Consider the following 16,899-nt stretch of genomic DNA (forward strand, 5'->3'; position numbering starts at 1 on the left):
ATGTAGCGAGTCAGTTAACTAAAAAGAGAGGCAAATAGCCTCTTTTTTTGTAGATAAATTATGCGTTGAAAGTTCTATATAGCCTGATTTAACGCGTAGATCATAGTTTAATCAACTTAACAGTCATTTCGAGTCACTTCTTACTTGCATTGTTGCTAAAAACTCGTACAATTCCCCAGCTCCCCATACTGGGGAGTAAATCTTATTAATGAAAACAGTCAATCTATTTAGAGGACGGTATGGTAACTATTCGTTTGCAACGTGGTGGCGCTAAAAAACGCCCTTTCTATCAAATTGTGGTTGCGGATAGCCGTTTCTCGCGTGACGGTCGCTTCATCGAGAAAGTAGGCTTTTTTAACCCAATTGCTAGTGGTCAAGAAGAAAAAGTACGTTTAGATTTATCTCGTGTAGAACACTGGGTAGGTCAGGGCGCATCTCTTTCAGATCGCGTAAATAAGTTAGTTAAAGACGCTCGTAAAGCGGCTTAATAGGCGTAAGTGTAACCATGAGTCAAGAGAACACCTCATCAATAATTGTCGTAGGAAAGCTCGGCGCCCCATATGGTATAAAGGGCTGGCTTAAGGTACATTCATTTACTGATGATCCCATTGGGATCTTCGATTTCAGCCCGTGGTTGATAGGGCAGCAAGGTAAATGGCAGACCTTAGAAGTGGTCGACTGGCGTCGCCACAACAAAGGCTTTATCGCTAAATTTGCGCAAGTAAACGATCGAGACGAAGCAATGGCTTATACCCATGCAGAAATCTCAATGGATGCAGCGCAATTACCAGAGCTCCCGCAAGGTGAGTTCTATTGGCGAGATCTCATTGGCATGTCTGTTGTAACCGATAAAGGTTATGACTTGGGCATCGTTGATGACCTGATGGAGACAGGCTCAAATGACGTATTGGTTGTGAAAGCAAACAATAAAGATGCATTTGGCCAAGCAGAGCGTTTAATTCCGTTTTTAACTGATTCAGTTATTAAAGAGATTAAGCACGATGCAAAAGAAATTACAGTAGACTGGGATCCTGGCTTTTAATGAGTCAAACGAGTTCGTTGTGGGTAGGGGTTATCAGCCTTTTCCCGGACATGTTTGATGCCATTACAACGCAAGGTGTAACTGGTCGAGCAGTAAAAAATGGTCTGATCGACTTTAACTGCTGGAACCCACGAGATTATGCTATTGATAAGCATAGAACCGTGGATGATCGTCCTTACGGGGGCGGTCCAGGTATGTTAATGATGGTTGAACCACTGAAACAAGCCATTCTTGACGCCAAACAGGCGGCAGGCGATGGTGCAAAAGTAATTTATATGTCCCCGCAAGGGCGCAAATTAGATCAGCAAGGGGCAAGCGAACTCGCCAGCTCTAAAAAACTGATTTTAATTGCCGGTCGCTATGAAGGTATAGACGAGAGAATAATAGAATCATACGTTGACGAAGAATGGTCGATTGGTGATTTTATTTTGAGTGGTGGTGAACTACCAGCCATGACATTAATTGACGCAGTAGCGCGATTAGTGCCGGGTGTATTAGGACACAACCAGTCAGCAGAGCAAGACTCATTTTCGGATGGCTTGCTAGATTGTCCTCACTATACACGGCCAGAAACATTGGACGACAAACAGGTTCCTGCTGTATTACTCAGCGGAAACCACCAAGAGATAGCAAAATGGCGGCTGATGCAGTCATTAGGCAGAACTTGGTTACGCCGTCCTGACTTGTTGCATAACCTAGCTCTGACTGAGGAGCAAGCGGTATTACTCGCGAAATTTCAGCAAGAGTACCAAAAAGCTTGTGGCTAGAAGACAGTTACACCTAGGAAAGTGAGAAACATAATGGCAAAAGTAAACCAAAATATTATTAAAGCGCTTGAAGATGAGCAGCTTAAAACAGACGTACCTGCATTTGGCCCTGGTGATACAGTGGTTGTACAGGTAAAAGTAAAAGAAGGTGCTAAAGAGCGTCTACAGGCCTTTGAAGGTGTTGTAATCGCTAAGCGTAACCGTGGTCTTCACTCAGCATTCACAGTTCGTAAAATTTCGAACGGTGAAGGTGTTGAGCGTGTATTCCAAACGCACAGCCCTCTTATCGATAGCGTAGCAGTTAAGCGTCGCGGTGCAGTTCGCCGTGCGAAACTTTACTATCTACGTGAGCGTTCTGGTAAATCTGCACGTATTAGAGAAAAACTTAACTAATACGCGCTGTTTATCAACGCAAAAAAACGGGTTGCAACCTTCGGGCTGCAACCCGTTTTGGTTTTTAGAGATAGTAAGTTAGGTAGAGTAAAGTTATCGAATTAGAAGGCTAGTGAGGTTAAAGGATAAAGTTAAAAGATTAAGATCGCTCAACGTTAAAGTGATCACCATAACTTGATTAGAGCACAGAGAGGTCCAGTAAAAAAATACCCATCCAAGAATTACTCATAAATCAAATACAACTCGGCCAACTTATAACTTATGGCTTAACGCTTAAACCCTCATTCTTTTGCTTATTTAGCCTTTTAACAACTAAGCGATCCTGTTAGTATTTATCGTATTGATTAGTTTACTTTTATGTAAATTTAAATGTACGAAATTGCAGTTTCTAAGGTGGTAGTCGCGTGGCGGATATAAAAGAGTTAGATAAGTTAAGAGAGGGGATCGATGAATGTGATGCCCAGTTGGTTGCACTGCTGGCTAGACGTAATAGTATTACCGAGCAGATCGGCGCAATCAAACAACAAACGGGTGCGCCACTGCATGCGCCTGATCGTGAAGCTACTTTATTAGCTGCTCGTCGCCAAGAAGCGATTAACCAAGGTGTTAATCCTGAATTGGTGGAAGATATCCTACGCCGTATGATGCGCGAAGCTTACCAAAATCAACAGGCTAAATTAGCATGTAGCGCGCCACAGTTATCACCTATTGTGATTGTTGGTGGTCAAGGCGCTATGGGGCAATTGTTTGCTCAGCAATTTATCCGCTCAGGGTATGAAGTTAGAATACTCGACAAAGAACAGCAAAGTAACGCGCAAGAAATATTAGCGGGTGCAAAACTGGTGATGATCAGTGTGCCAATTAATGCCTTAGAAACAGTGGTCACTGCCTTACCTAAGCTCGATGATGATTGTTTATTAGTTGATATTACTTCAGTTAAGCAAGCACCGTTAAAAGTATTAAAAGCAGTGCATAGCGGTCCTGTAGTCGGTTTACATCCAATGTTTGGTCCTGATATTTCTCATTGGGTAAAGCAAACAGTGGTGGTTTGCGAAGGCCGTAACCATGAGATTGCCCAAGGTTTATTATCGCAACTGCAAGTGTGGGGCTGTCAACTTGTTGAACTCGATGCGCAAAAGCACGATGAAGCTATGCAAATTATTCAGGTTATGCGCCATTTAACCACTTTTGTATACGGCCAGTTTTTAGCAAAACAAGGTCATACCCTCGAAGAGCTCCGCAGTTGTTCATCACCGATTTACCAATTAGAGTTGATGATGGTAGGGCGCTTATTCGCACAATCACCAGAGCTTTATTCAGACATTATGCTAGCGCAATTTGATAACGTAGAGCCTTTACTTGCACAATATCAAGATACGTTTGCAAGTACCTTGGCAAAATTAAAAGCCGGTGATAAGGCCGCTTTAATTGATTCATTTGCGGATGCTAAAGCGTATTTTTCAGATGCTACTGCGCATTTTTTAACGCAAAGTCGCAGCCTGTTAAACAAAGCTAATGATGCGAAAGTACTTGATTGATAACCGCTGTGTGAAAAACAGATAATAAAAAAGGGCTAATTTTAGCCCTTTTTTATATTTTACTTAGCGCTTAACTTTCTATACTAACAGCTTGCAGCGATTCACTTTGGTAACAGCCCAGTACGCGTACATATTGGGTGTGTTCTTTAAGTTCTTCAAGTGCTTGCTTAACATGGTTATCAACCAGGTTTGCTTCTAAATCCACATAGAATACTTCTTCCCATGGGTTACCCGGCACAGGGCGTGATTCTAGTTTTACTAAGTTGATATTATGTTCTTTGAAAATCATCAACGCATCAGCCAAAGAACCTGCTTGTTGTTTAGTTGCCATAATTAAACTGGTTTTAGTCGGGATCTGTTTTGATACATAAAGAGGCTTACGGGCAACTACAATAAAACGGCTATGATTTTCACGTTGATTCGCAAGGCCTGATTTAATCACTTCTAAACCCACATTCTTACCCGCTTGAGCTGAACCAATTGCTGCGCTATTAGGGGTATCTAATGCTAATTGTAGAGCGCTTGAGGTTGAATCGCATGTTTCATGTTGAATATCTCCTAAGCCTTGTAAAAAGCGACTACATTGAGCGAATGGTTGCGGGTGAGCAAAAATCTTACTGATCTGACTAAGCTCAGTACCCGGTGTGACCAGTAAACAATGTTCAACACTGTGGGTTACTTCACCAACGATGGAGACTTGTGCGTGTTGCAGTAAATCAAACACTTCGTTAATACTGCCAGAGCTGGTGTTTTCAATAGGTAATAAGCCAAAATCTGCTTGACCATTTTCAACTTTACCAGTGATCTGTTCAAAGCTAGAGCAGCCCATTTCAACAAGTTTACCTGGGCGACGGCTAAAATATTTATGACAAGCAAGTTGGCTGTAAGAACCTTGACCACCTAAATAAGCAACACGGTGTGTTTCACTCATAGCATCTGGGTTTAAGTTCTTCTGTAACATGGCTTGTTGATTAAGTACTGAATCTTCTAAAATTGTTTGGAAAACGTTATTCACATAATAAGCGTCCAAACCAAGAGACTTACCATAACCGATGAGTTTTTCTAACAAGGCAAGTTCACGGGCCTCATCACGTATCGGTTTATTATTAGCAATCTTATATTCTACAACGCCGTGGCTAATACGGCGACGTTTTGCTAATAGCACTAATAGGTCAGAATCAATTTCATTGATATCGTGTCTAAGTGAATTAAGTACATCATTAGTCATTTTTGGGTTCCTCATTCCAAAAAATTACCTTTTGGGTAATAAAAACAAAAAAGCCTCCCAATTGGGAGGCTTTGCTATTCGGTTGATTTAATCTCGCAAACAGGTAAGCCTCTTCTATCTAAAGAAGCTAAAAAACGAAAAATGTAATTGCGAAAATATTATATTCATACTCTTAATGTATGGAGAGTGGGCTATAAAGTCAACACTCTAGCGGGTTTTATCGCCGCCAAAGGATAGTTTATTTTTGATATGGGATTTTTTCAGTAATTTCAACGAAAAATTTATAAATCTAAATAGGGATCTGGTATATTTATTTAGGTGAATTTAAATAAAAATAATTATTAAAAATAAGGTTGTCCTGTGGTGTATAGACGCCCACCATCACGCTTTGGTGTAAATTCGTTGAGTATGAAGCTTTCGCTGTTAATTTCGGCAATTTGTTTAATTGCTGGGATCTGTGCAGCGGTGTTAATGCTAAAATCAGAAGAAAAACAATTGGTATTTGAAGAACATGAAGTTCTCAAGCATTCCAGCGAACGTCTGATCCGTCAGTTTAATACTCTGGTGAAAACCAAAATTAATATTGCGGAGCAAGCGAATAATGTCGTCTCTAGCCAATTATTTTATAATTCCTCGCAATTGCTCAGTAGCCAAAGTGCGCAGCTCAGCTTTGACCCCGATGGCAGTATTCGCAGTGCCTCTGATGATGGTTTATCTGCGGCTTTTATGCCACAAGATAAGTACTCACCTTTTTATAAAAAACTCATTAATGATTCTGAATCGCTATGGAAAATTGTAGCGCCTACCTTGATCCAAGATTTCTTTAACTTTTATTTAATCACCAAAGATAATTTTATCCGTATTGCGCCACCTAATTGGGCTCTGAATGTTGCAGGCTCTCATCAGTTTATTGATAATCAAAGTTTTAATTACGCAAAAGAAGCGCTTAACCCAACCCGCTCGGCTGTGTGGTCTAAAGTTTACTACGATAAAATTTGGCATAAATGGGTGGTGAGTTTACTGGTGCCAGTTTATCTTGAAAATGAATTTTTAGGTGTTACTGGCAGCGATTTAGCACTCGATACGCTTATTTCGCAATTACCGATCGGTGACAAGGAGCAGCACTTATTTGTTTTTGATAGCCAAGGGCAATTACTTGCTCATCCTGATCTGAATAAAAATCTTTACGAAACCTACGGTAAAGCAGGCAAACCACTACGCACTCATGATTTTGTTAATGGCGATCTACAAGAGCTGATCAATCAAACTATCAAAATGCATTTACCAGAATACGCAGACTCTTTTGTACAAGATGGTGAAACGCACATCATTAATATTCGTAAAGTTGATAATTTAGACTGGTATATAGGAATTTACAAAAAACGTTCATCAGCACTTTCAGCACTTGAAGAGCTAAAAGTGAAGTTTTTTGGGTTGTTTATTTTATATGCCATTTTAGTCGCACTGTTATTACATCAAGCACTTTACCAACTGGTGTTACGTCGTATTCATTCATTAGTACATGCGGTAACCAGCTTTGGCAAAGGGCACTTACAAATTGAATTTCCAAAAGAAAATAAAGACGAAATTGGTACTTTAAATGGCTCTTTTCGCGATATGGCTATTGAAATTCGTAAGCTTATTGATGGTCTGAATCAGCGTATTACAGAAAAAGAGATTGCCGAAAAAGCCGCAAATCGATTATCTAAAGCGGTTGCTTTTTCTGGCACTGCAGTGGTCATCACCGATCAAAACTTCGTGATTGAATACGTCAATCCAAAAATGTTAGAAATGACCGGATTTGAAGAAAATCACTTTATGCAGTCACCGCTATTAAGTATTATCGCCAAAGAAATGGCTATTTTGGTTGATGACATTGATATTGATTTACGCAGCCGAAATTATTGGCGTGGCGATACTTTGATCCAAGGTCTAGATAAAAAGCCAATCTGGGTGTCGCTCAGTATCTCACCAATTCGCGAAGACGGTGGCAGCATCACCAGTTATGTTGCCTCAGCACAGGATATTTCGTTTGTTAAAGAAAGCCAGCGGAAAATGGAGCAATTGGCTTATTTCGACACCTTAACAGGGCTGGCTAACCGTACCTTCTTTAGAATGCAATTACGTAAGTCAATGGCGCTTGCAGAGCGTGGCCATTATGCGTTTGCTTTATTCTATTTTGATTTAGATGAGTTTAAGCGTATTAACGATACACTTGGTCATGATGCAGGCGATCAGCTACTAGTTGAGGTTGCTAACCGTTTGAAAAAACGACTGCGAGCGGAAGATACAATTGCCCGTTTAGGTGGCGATGAGTTTGCAGTTTTACTCAGTGGAATTGAGCGTCAAGAGCATGCAATGGATGTTGCTAACACGATTCAAAAAACATTGAATGTGCCAATAATGCTTGGCAATAACGAGGTCATTATTAGTGCTAGTATTGGCATTACTATGGCACCATATGATAGCAAAGAAGAAGACCAGTTATTAAAACACGCTGATTTAGCTATGTATGAGGCTAAAGCAAAAGGGCGTAATACTTATCACTTTTATAGCCAAGAATTAGATGCTGCAGCAAATGAGCGACTGTTTATTGAAAACGAACTGCGTTTAGCAATCAAAGCACGGCAATTTGTGATTTTCTATCAACCACAAGTTGATAGTCGCACTCAGCATGTGGTCGGTTATGAAGCCTTGATCCGCTGGTTCCACCCAACTGAAGGGATGATCCCACCTACCAAGTTTATCCCAATAGCTGAAGCAACAGGTTTAATAGTTGAGTTAGGTGCTTGGGTGCTACAAGAAGCGTGTGAGTTTGCAGCAAGATTAGCAGCGCAAGGGCGAGAAAATAATATTTCGATTAATCTCTCTGCTCGTCAGTTTAAAGATGCTAAGTTAGTGCCATTATTGGCATCGATTATTAAGAAAACCAAGGTGTCGGCTAAGCGGTTACACCTGGAATTAACCGAAAGTATGCTAATGGGTAATGTGGAAGCGGCAATTACGCAATTACATCAGTTAAAAGCGCTTGGGGTGTCAATATCGATAGATGACTTTGGCACGGGTTATTCGTCATTGAGCTACTTAAAACGTTTTCCGGTTGATATTTTAAAAGTTGATCGCTCGTTTGTTAAAGATATACCGGATGATCCAAATGACATGGAGATCACTGCGGCAATTATAGCGATGGCACAAAAGCTAAAATTGAATGTGGTAGCCGAAGGCGTTGAGACTATAGAGCAAGTGGAGTTTTTACAAAACAATAACTGCTTTATAGTGCAAGGTTATTACTACAGCCCGCCTATAGCAGAGCAAGATTTGCCAAAGCTATTTGCAAAGCTTGATGATTGAGTTAAACACATGTTTAATCTAACTCAAGTTAGTTAAAATACCAAAAGGCACCATTTAGGTGCCTTTTTGCATTAACCTATCGCGGGGATTAAACCTGCCATCTGCAGCCCTTGGGCGCTGATAATAAGCACGCCGCAAAGCGCCGCTACTGCCAGACCAAAATTACCACCACGCACTGTATAGCCGCCTTTATCGTTGCTACGCTGCTTATAAACCATTGCTACGGGTAAAAACACTGCTAGTACGACTAAAGCGATAGCTGCATAGCCAAGCGCCATAATAAAACCTTGTGGGTAAAACAATGCAAATCCTAATGGCGGGATAAAAGTAATGAGGGCTGTTTTTATCCGATCTTTATTACCATCTCCTTTTTTAAAGGCATCAGCAAAGAAATCAAATAATCCTAGGCTCACCCCTAAAAATGATGTTGCCAGTGCTAAGTCTGCAAATAGGTTAACTGCAGTGGCAACAGCTGCGTTATTAGCGATACTGGCAATACTTGCCACAAAGCCTGGTAAGCCAGAGCTTTTTAGTAATTCAGCTTGACTCATCATACCTTGGCTGATCAACTGCCAAAAAATGTAAATAACCAGCGGTAAAGCTGCTCCGGCAATCATGACACGGCGTAAGGTTTTAATATCTAAACCAACATATTTAACGATCGATGGGATCGAACCATGAAAACCAAAAGAGGTAAATACCACAGGAATAGCTGATAAAATAAGGCCTTGTTCAATGGGCATTTCGAGTAAATGTTGGCCATGAACATACGGGGTTAACATATAAAATAAGCTCGCCAGTACCACAATTTTGATGCTAAATAACACTCGGTTTAGCTTATCGACCTTACTGGTGCCTAAGGTAACAACTGTGCCTATTACAATCGCTAGAATGATTGAACCTACTTGCGGAGCAATATCGAGGCTAAAGCCGTTATTTATTTTTTCTTGTAGTTGCGCACCACCACCTGCAATGTAAGCTGAGCAAAGCGCATAGAATAAAAACATCACCGAAAAATTAGCCAGATATTGGCCGCGTTTACCTAACCATGATTTTGCTAACGTATTTAGCGTGGCATCGCGATCAGCATGTTGATGTAATTCGAGCATTAATAATGCGGTATAAGTCATTAACGCCCATATTGAAATAATTAATGCTAATGCGGTTGTAAAGCCAAGTCCCGCAGAAGCGATTGGTAGCGCCAACATCCCTGCGCCGATAGTGGTACCTGCAACAATTAACATGCTGCCTATTGTTTTATTTTTAAGCACTTTTTGCCCCTAAAACATCGTGAGAGGCAGGCAAGATATAACTAGTTGGCACAAACTTAAATAGTTTTGTTACAAATCAAAGAAATTAAATGTAACTTATGATTTACAAGCCATCATTGTGAAGTCAGTTTTTGGTATAAAAACCACTCTAGCAGTTGACTTATTAACCAGTTCTGCTATTTCTATAAATTCAATTTATTATTAAGAATACTATTTACATGCAACAAGTTAACCGAGCCCTAACCATGCGCCCATGGCTGAATCTATCAGTTGTGCGCCCATTGCTGCGCTGCGGTTAAGTTGTTTTTTACTAACCGCGATTTCAAAGCGGTTAGTGCTGTATCTCCTTTCTCTTTGTTATCGCCACTTTGCTAAAAGGATCCGCTTGTGAGCGTTAAAGCATCATATTTTTTAATGGTCTTAATTTGGTCAACAACGCCTTTGGGAATTGTTTGGAGCAGTGAGTCTGTTACACCAACGCTCGCGGTATTGTTACGGATGTTGATAGGATTAGTGCTGGCTGCATTAGTTGTGGCGATTGCTAATATTCGTGTCCCTTGGCACCGTCGTGCGTGTTTTTTGTATGGTTATTCGAGTATCGGCATATATGGTGGCATGCTGTTGAGTTATATGGCAGCTAAAACAGTTCCATCAGGGCTGATATCATTAATGTTTGGTCTGGCACCAATTTTATCTGGTTTATTAGCACAGCGATTACTCAACGAGCCAAAATTCAGCGTTGTTAAACTAATTGCGTTAGCATTTGCGCTATTGGGGTTATTTTTGGTAAGTGAAAAACACATGCAAGGCTCATTGATGCAAATGCAGGGTTTAGCTTACGTATTTATGGCTGTGTGCTTTTTTAGTTTAAGTGGGGTGATGATCAAGCGAATAAAAATTGCTATTCATCCAATGGCGACCACATTTGGTGCATTAGTATTTGTTACGCCCTTATTTTTTATTACTTGGTGGTTGTTCGATGGTGAGCTCAATACGAGTACGTGGACAGTAAAATCACTGTGGTCAATTGTGTATTTGGGCGTGTTTGGCTCATTGGTTGGTTCGCTTGCTTATTTTCATGTGTTACAAAAATTACCAGCTAGTACCGTGGCGCTAACCACCTTGATCACACCAAGCTTTGCGATTGGCTTAGGGGGCTGGTTAAATAATGAAGCAATTGATCAACAATTACTTATTGGCGCTGCCATCATATTACTGAGCTTAGCGGTGTTTCAGTTTGGTGATGGTTGGTTGAAAAAAAGAGCCACGTTTAAAAAGCTTAACCCTTAACAACAGTCGTCATGTAGCTAAAAGGCATTACTTCTTTTAGCTACATTTTCTCAATTTGTATCACTAAGCGGCGGTTTTTATCGCGGCCCAAAATATTATCGTTAGTCGCTACGTGACGTTTTTCACCAAAGCCTTGCGTTTCAACTTTAGTTTCATCAATTCCTAGGCTCACCATATATTCTTTGATCGCTTGAGCTCGTTTTTTAGACAGCTCTAAGTTGTTCCAACGACCACCGTAGCTATCTGTGTATGAGTCAATCGAAATAGCCGCAATCGTCGTATCGTACTTTAAATACTCAGCAATTTTATCTAAACGTTGTTTTGATGATTTAGTAAGTTTACTGGTATTTGGTTGATAATTCATAATCGTGAAGGAAATATCTTCAAAGCTGTATGGCAGTAATTCATCGCGGCATTGTAAAAATGCCCAATAGGCTTGTTTAAAATTAATGTTCGATAAGCCAACGGCAATTTTATCGGCACTATTTTGCCAGTCTTGGTAATAAAAAGTAGGTTGGTAGCCTTTTTCAAGCTCGGTCAACATTTCCCATGCCGTTTTGTTACCCAGTTCGCCGTCAAATTTTCGTAGTAATTTCATGTCAGCAATATCACGTGCTGGTAAACCTGCTCGCCAGATTGGCGGGACTGCTTTTAAACCAGCAATACTGTAATTGTCAGGACGGACAACCATATCCAAGTTAAATAGCAGGTCTTTATTTTTGCTCGCGGTAGCGCTGAAAATAGCTTCGCCATAATATGGAACTTCATGATTTAATTGGCATTGTAAGCGAGTTGTTTTTACAACTTCCCATTGTGAGTTATCTGCCGTGGCTGTGTACTGGCGCATTGCAGCGCTGGCCGTATCTGAAAGGCATGCAGTTGCAATGCTTAGACTGATAAACAGCATTGAAAGCTTCATTACGGGATCTCCAACAATTTATTACGCCAATATCTTGGCAAAAGCTGCATTTACAGAGGCTAACAGTCATCAAAGTGTCGTTAGCTAGCTCTAGTTCTAGTTAAGTAAAGCAAGTTATATGCCTAAATGTAAGTGTTAATTTAATCTGTAAAGCGCTAGCCTAGCCACTATGATTTTTGACATAATAGCCAGCTTACTCTGGCAAACCAAGAATACTATGGCAAATACTGAACAAACTCTTTTCGCAAAACGCTTTCGTGGCTTTTTCCCGGTGGTTATTGATGTTGAAACTGCAGGCTTTAATAAAGTAACCGATGCACTGTTAGAAATTGCGGTGTCAGTATTAAAAATGGATGATGAAGGCCTACTCAGTATTGATCATACTGTGCATTTTCATGTTGAGCCATTTGAAGGCGCAAACATTGAACAAGCCGCTATTGATTTTAATGGTATTGATCCTTTCTCGCCATTACGTGGCGCAGTATCTGAAGAGGAAGCGATCAAAGAAATTTGTAAAGTGGTACGTAAAGCTCAAAAAGCTGCGGGTTGTCAACGTTCAGTCATAGTGGCTCATAATGCGGCGTTCGACCATGGTTTTTTAAATGCAGCAATAGAACGTAATAATATTAAGCGTACGCCATTTCATCCGTTTGTTAGTTTTGACACAACCTCATTAGCGGGTTTGGCACTTGGTCAAACGGTACTTGCTAAAGCATGTCGTGCAGCTGGCATTGAATTTGACAACAAACAGGCTCATTCAGCATTATATGACACCGAACGTACGGCAGAGCTATATTGTTTGATAGTTAATCGTTGGCAACAGCTGGGTGGCTGGCCTTTAGCTGCAGAAGTGCCGGAAGATGCAGAGCAAGCTGGTGACAACGAAGACTCAGCCGTTAAAACGACTGAGTAATTTTACCTTCGCTCATTTTAACTAAGTGGGGCGGATAAATACGCGAAAAGTGTTTTGAATCTTTTGCGATTTTTAGCTCCACACCGGGATGCATTAACTCATTAATTTTTAAACGGCTAGTAGCTAAAAGCTGTGCTATTTTTTGTTTTACTAAATGTTTTTTACGTTTGGTGTTGGCAATACGAATATTAATTTGTTGCTCGCTAGCACTAATTTTGTCTAAAAATAATTGTCGTTTTGCTGGTGCTGGAATTTTAACTGCTTTTTTACGTGCTTGCTTTAATGCTGCGGATTTAGTGGCTAACAGTTTTTCAAAATCGGCAATTTGCAATTGTTTTTGTCTCAAGTCATGCCAATACTGCGCGATGAAAACTCGGGTTTTTGTGCCCGATGGGGCACCTAGCTCTCCGGTTTCAATTCGCATGGCATCTAAAATATTGCCGCCAATAATTTTACCGCGCGGATTATTTGCTTTACCAACGCGGATCAACCGCCGAGCACTCAAGTCACAATGTAATGCTTGTCGTTCAATAAAGAGATCTTGTTCGCTATGAATATGGCAATACTGGGCATAGCCAATTGAAATAGTCCGAGCGGCTTTAATTTTGCAAGTAAACGCTTCGTCATTTTCACGCTTACGACCAATTGCACCGAGCATAATTGTGACCGCACTGGCACTTTCGATCTGGCCTGATTCAACAAATCCCAATACCGTGATATCACCACTGGCACGCACGTGCATACCATCTTTTATATCGCCACTGATAATTACGCTGCCGTCAAAATCAACATGACCGGTGCCAATATCAACATTATCAAAACACAACACGTCATCAACGCGCATGCCACGAGGGAGGGCGACAGGCACACCTTTACAATCTGCAATCAGTACATTGGGATTAGTTGGATCGAGTTTAGTGCCTTCAAATGGTTGTAATGGTAGATCTTTACCTGGTATGGCGGGCAGCACATCACCAAATACCGTATAACCATCTTCCCCAGGAGTTGCAGCAACACGCTGCATTAGAGGAGTGCCCGGTTTTACAGTGATGATCGCGCCTAAATTGCGCATATCGACCTTACCACCTTCTTTTGCTTGTGGACTCAATACACGATCTTGTGCTGTAGCGCACAAACGTACAAATTTAGCGTCGCTGCCTTCTTTTGGTCTACGACCATGAGCAACAATCGCTCTATAGGAAACACCCGCAGGCTTGTCAAATTGCTGACCTAAAAAATTGTCCAGAGCACGAGTGCTAATGCCATGTAATACGCCAGCATCAACGAGTGCTTCGCGAGCCTTGTCAATCGACATTAAGGCCCCACCTTTAGCCGTGGTTAATGTGGCTTCAGCGACCATATTTTTCTCATCAACTTGAATGAATACCGACGCATCCAGTGCACGAGTAACAATTAAAGAATCATCCTGATAGTTTTTGCTCGGTGAGAATAGCTTACCAATATTTGCACTGACTATAGCAAAATCAGCAAACGGAGACTGTTCGATTAACTCAATAAGTTGCGAACTTGTCACTGGGAAACCACTATTTTTAGGGTGCTCAAGCAGTGACACAAAACCCGTTACAGGGTTATGTATAAACAACGACATTTATTAATTTCCTATGTAATATGCCTGTTTTTATTATTTTGGATGTAGATATTTTTTATTTATATGCCGCTCGGCTAAAACCCATAGTCAGGCATTTTCAAAGTAGCAGACCATTTGAACATAACTTTCAAATATTGTTAAGTAAATGTTATTTATTTGCTTGATCTAGGAGGGGGTAGTAACATTTGTTGCGTGTTTAATCAGCAACTACATAGCAATATAAAATAAAGCATAAAAGGGCCTTGAGTATCAGCGCGTTACTCGGTTATACTGGCTGCACGCTCTGAATGAGTTTACTAATTCAGGGGCTGATTAGGATTCGACGGAATTCAAGAAGCCCAAGGTGCATGTCGAGGTGCGGTTTGCCTCGTTAAAAAGCCGCAACTTAAAGTAATCGCAAACGACGATAACTACTCTCTAGCAGCTTAGGCTAGCTAGCGCTCCTTCCATGTATTCTTGTGGACTGGATTTTGGAGTGTCACCCTAACACCTGATCGCGACGGAAACCCTGGCCGGGGTTGAAGCGCTAAAACTAAGCGGCCTCGCCTTTACTTACCGTGTTTGTCCGGGACTTAAAGGTTAATTAAATGACAATACTAAACATGTAGTACCGACGGTCGAGGCTTTTCGGACGGGGGTTCAAATCCCCCCAGCTCCACCAATATCGGTTTTTAAATTCGTTGATTTAAAAACCCTAAAAAACCCGCAAATTTGAGTAATCAATTTTGCGGGTTTTTTTATGTTTAAGGCGAAGTGTTTTATTGTTTTAATAGCTCATCGCTTATTTTTATTTTATTGAAATAAGCGCTTCATTTTACTGGTGCTTTAGGTACTCGCATCTTATTTTTACTCATGTTAACGTCATTATTCTCTTTTACTTGCCAAGTGATCTTATATGGAATTTTTAGCTGGCGATTTATTAACGCCGCTCAGCGTGATTGGGCTTATTATATTATCGGCTGTAACGTCGATGATTTCGGCGGCTTTTGGTGCTGGTGGCGGGTTGATGTTGTTGGTGGTGATGGCATCGTTATTGCCTATGAGTATTGTTATTCCGGTGCATGGGTTAGTGCAGCTGGGCTCAAATGCCAATAGGTTTATGCTGACTTTTAAACACCTTGATAAAAGTATGTTTGCGTACTTTTCACTCGGTGGGCTTATTGGTGCGTTTGCTGCGTCGTCTATTGTGACCCGTATTCCACTTGAATTGATGAAAATTGTCGTGGCAGGGTTTGTACTTTATTTATTATGGGGAGTGACGCCAAAGTTGCGTGAAACCTCAGCTTTATGGCGCAGTACAGCTGGTGCTGTGACAACATTTTTATCGATGTTTGTTGGCGCAAGTGGCCCGTTAGTGGGCAGTTGTTTGTATGTTAATAATTATGAAAAGCTAAGATATACCGCTACTTTTTCCGCTTGTATGAGTGTGCAACATACTTTTAAAGCTATTTTGTATGGCTTTGTAGGTTTTTCGTTTTGGCAGTGGTTGCCTTTAGTTGCGGCAATGATCATCAGTGGTGCGCTTGGCACGTGGCTTGGTTTACAGTTATTACACCGTATTTCTGCCGAGAAGTTTAAACGTATTTTTCGGGTTGTTTTAACCTTACTTGCGCTGCAATTGGCATGGCAGGGGTTACAAGCGTTTTAGCTAACAATTTGTTAAAGCGCTATAAGTCTAGGTGTCATAGCGCTTTATAAATTCTAAGGAGTACAGGGACAAGGGCAGGCTTTTCTATTACACATCATTACAATGAGTGTTGCACTGATATTCTAAATCACACTGACTTTGGTAACGATGAATAGGCAATCACAGCGGCATCCCTGTGTGCTAGATCGGGGTGCTGTAACTTTTTACTGTATTCATCACAAAAGATGATTGCATCTCCTTTTGTTATCAATAAAGGGTCGTGAGTGAAGTTTAATAACAGCGATTGCCAGCGCTGTATTATTTCTTTTGGTGGGCTTGGCAGAACTTTTAATATTGCTTTTGATTGGGTAAATTGGCTGTTTATTGCGATGTTTAGCATGTCGTCGTTTGCAGCTCCTAGCCAGCTAGTACCGTTATCGCCAACGCATAAAAGTGGCATATAAGGCGCAAGTGCTGGGCATACATCATTTCTATACACCTCAACTTTCCAATAGTTACGGGCTATTTTTACAAACTGAGTAAAATCTTTAATTGGGGTAAAGTTTGATGTCGCTAAAGGCAAAATCTCTACTCTGGGTTTATTGGCATTCACGGTGTCGTTAGAAACATCAATATACCAAGGACCAATAATAAATGCGTTTTGAAAATACTCATCCCGCAGTGAACCCCAGGCTTTTTGTAAAGGATTGCCCTGTGCAATAAGACCTTTTAATAAGCTAAGTCCAGGTTTGTTTGTGTGCGGCAGTTGTGCTTGTAGTAATGTAAATACCTCGTCTCTTATTTCTCTACAGCGGCCAATTGGATAAGGTTTTTCAGCAAAGTAAGGCATCGTAGGTGCAAGTGTTAAATCGGCTATTAATCTTAGTTGAGCTAAGTCAGCACATAGTAAAGCAAGCTGCTCTGAGGAAAAGTTATTATCAAGCACGTATA

At 40.9% G+C, this 16,899-nt stretch carries 14 protein-coding genes and 1 other RNA gene; 10 read left to right on the forward strand and 5 right to left on the reverse strand.

Translation table 11 applies throughout. The features are described 5' to 3' along the window. Positions 1-239: 239 nt before the first annotated feature. From rpsP to tyrA, 5 genes are all read left to right on the forward strand, one after another. Entirely contained in the window at positions 240-488 is a 249-nt protein-coding gene (rpsP, locus tag H5187_RS00955) for a 30S ribosomal protein S16 (RefSeq protein ID WP_145237191.1), read from the forward strand. 17 nt (positions 489-505) lie between these two features. Then, complete coding sequence (gene rimM, locus H5187_RS00960) at positions 506-1,042, forward strand: ribosome maturation factor RimM (RefSeq protein ID WP_149980792.1); 537 nt, start codon at positions 506-508, stop codon at positions 1,040-1,042. After that, positions 1,042-1,809, forward strand: a complete 768-nt coding sequence (gene trmD, locus H5187_RS00965; protein WP_145237185.1) for a tRNA (guanosine(37)-N1)-methyltransferase TrmD — start codon at positions 1,042-1,044, stop codon at positions 1,807-1,809. Before rimM ends, trmD begins: the two co-directional genes overlap by 1 nt. A 33-nt stretch (positions 1,810-1,842) precedes the next feature. Next, positions 1,843-2,202: a 50S ribosomal protein L19 gene (gene rplS / locus H5187_RS00970; protein ID WP_002962189.1), complete on the forward strand. Its 360-nt coding sequence runs from the start codon at positions 1,843-1,845 to the stop codon at positions 2,200-2,202. A gap of 404 nt (positions 2,203-2,606) precedes the next feature. Continuing rightward, positions 2,607-3,740, forward strand: a complete 1,134-nt coding sequence (gene tyrA / locus H5187_RS00975) for a bifunctional chorismate mutase/prephenate dehydrogenase (RefSeq protein WP_145237181.1) — start codon at positions 2,607-2,609, stop codon at positions 3,738-3,740. 70 nt (positions 3,741-3,810) lie between these two features. On the opposite strand, the gene H5187_RS00980 is transcribed toward tyrA, so the two are convergent. Next, complete coding sequence (locus H5187_RS00980) at positions 3,811-4,968, reverse strand: chorismate mutase (RefSeq protein ID WP_149980790.1); 1,158 nt, start codon at positions 4,966-4,968, stop codon at positions 3,811-3,813. A gap of 360 nt (positions 4,969-5,328) precedes the next feature. Between H5187_RS00980 and H5187_RS00985 the strand changes: the two genes are divergently transcribed. Next, complete coding sequence (locus tag H5187_RS00985; protein ID WP_182717095.1) at positions 5,329-8,319, forward strand: EAL domain-containing protein; 2,991 nt, start codon at positions 5,329-5,331, stop codon at positions 8,317-8,319. Between the two features lie 71 nt (positions 8,320-8,390). Here the strand turns inward: H5187_RS00985 and H5187_RS00990 are convergent, their stop codons facing one another. Continuing rightward, positions 8,391-9,590, reverse strand: coding sequence for an aromatic amino acid transport family protein (locus H5187_RS00990; RefSeq protein ID WP_182794091.1), 1,200 nt, complete (start codon positions 9,588-9,590; stop codon positions 8,391-8,393). A gap of 387 nt (positions 9,591-9,977) precedes the next feature. On the opposite strand from H5187_RS00990, the gene H5187_RS00995 reads away from it, so the two are divergent. Next, positions 9,978-10,880, forward strand: a complete 903-nt coding sequence (locus H5187_RS00995; RefSeq protein WP_182797451.1) for a DMT family transporter — start codon at positions 9,978-9,980, stop codon at positions 10,878-10,880. Between the two features lie 40 nt (positions 10,881-10,920). On the opposite strand, the gene H5187_RS01000 is transcribed toward H5187_RS00995, so the two are convergent. Then, positions 10,921-11,799, reverse strand: a complete 879-nt coding sequence (locus tag H5187_RS01000; protein ID WP_145237165.1) for an OmpA family protein — start codon at positions 11,797-11,799, stop codon at positions 10,921-10,923. Positions 11,800-12,016: 217 nt separating this feature from the next. On the opposite strand from H5187_RS01000, the gene rnt reads away from it, so the two are divergent. Beyond that, positions 12,017-12,712: a ribonuclease T gene (gene rnt, locus H5187_RS01005; RefSeq protein WP_145237162.1), complete on the forward strand. Its 696-nt coding sequence runs from the start codon at positions 12,017-12,019 to the stop codon at positions 12,710-12,712. Here the strand turns inward: rnt and H5187_RS01010 are convergent. Next, positions 12,696-14,321: a DUF342 domain-containing protein gene (locus H5187_RS01010; protein WP_182794092.1), complete on the reverse strand. Its 1,626-nt coding sequence runs from the start codon at positions 14,319-14,321 to the stop codon at positions 12,696-12,698. The two genes, rnt and H5187_RS01010, sit on opposite strands and share 17 nt — an antisense overlap. 304 nt (positions 14,322-14,625) lie before the next feature. Here H5187_RS01010 and ssrA point away from each other — a divergent pair. After that, positions 14,626-14,982, forward strand: a transfer-messenger RNA (tmRNA) gene (gene ssrA / locus H5187_RS01015). 234 nt (positions 14,983-15,216) lie between these two features. Further along, positions 15,217-15,969 (forward strand): sulfite exporter TauE/SafE family protein, encoded by a 753-nt coding sequence (locus H5187_RS01020; RefSeq protein WP_182794093.1) that lies wholly within the window; start codon positions 15,217-15,219, stop codon positions 15,967-15,969. Positions 15,970-16,096: 127 nt separating this feature from the next. On the opposite strand, the gene H5187_RS01025 is transcribed toward H5187_RS01020, so the two are convergent. Further along, a complete protein-coding gene (locus H5187_RS01025) occupies positions 16,097-16,894 on the reverse strand; it encodes a hypothetical protein (RefSeq protein WP_182797452.1) in 798 nt (265 codons plus the stop codon). Between the last annotated feature and the right edge of the window lie 5 nt (positions 16,895-16,899).

Source organism: Pseudoalteromonas sp. SG44-1 (assembly GCF_014164315.1).
Taxonomy (GTDB): Bacteria; Pseudomonadota; Gammaproteobacteria; order Enterobacterales; family Alteromonadaceae; genus Pseudoalteromonas; species Pseudoalteromonas rhizosphaerae.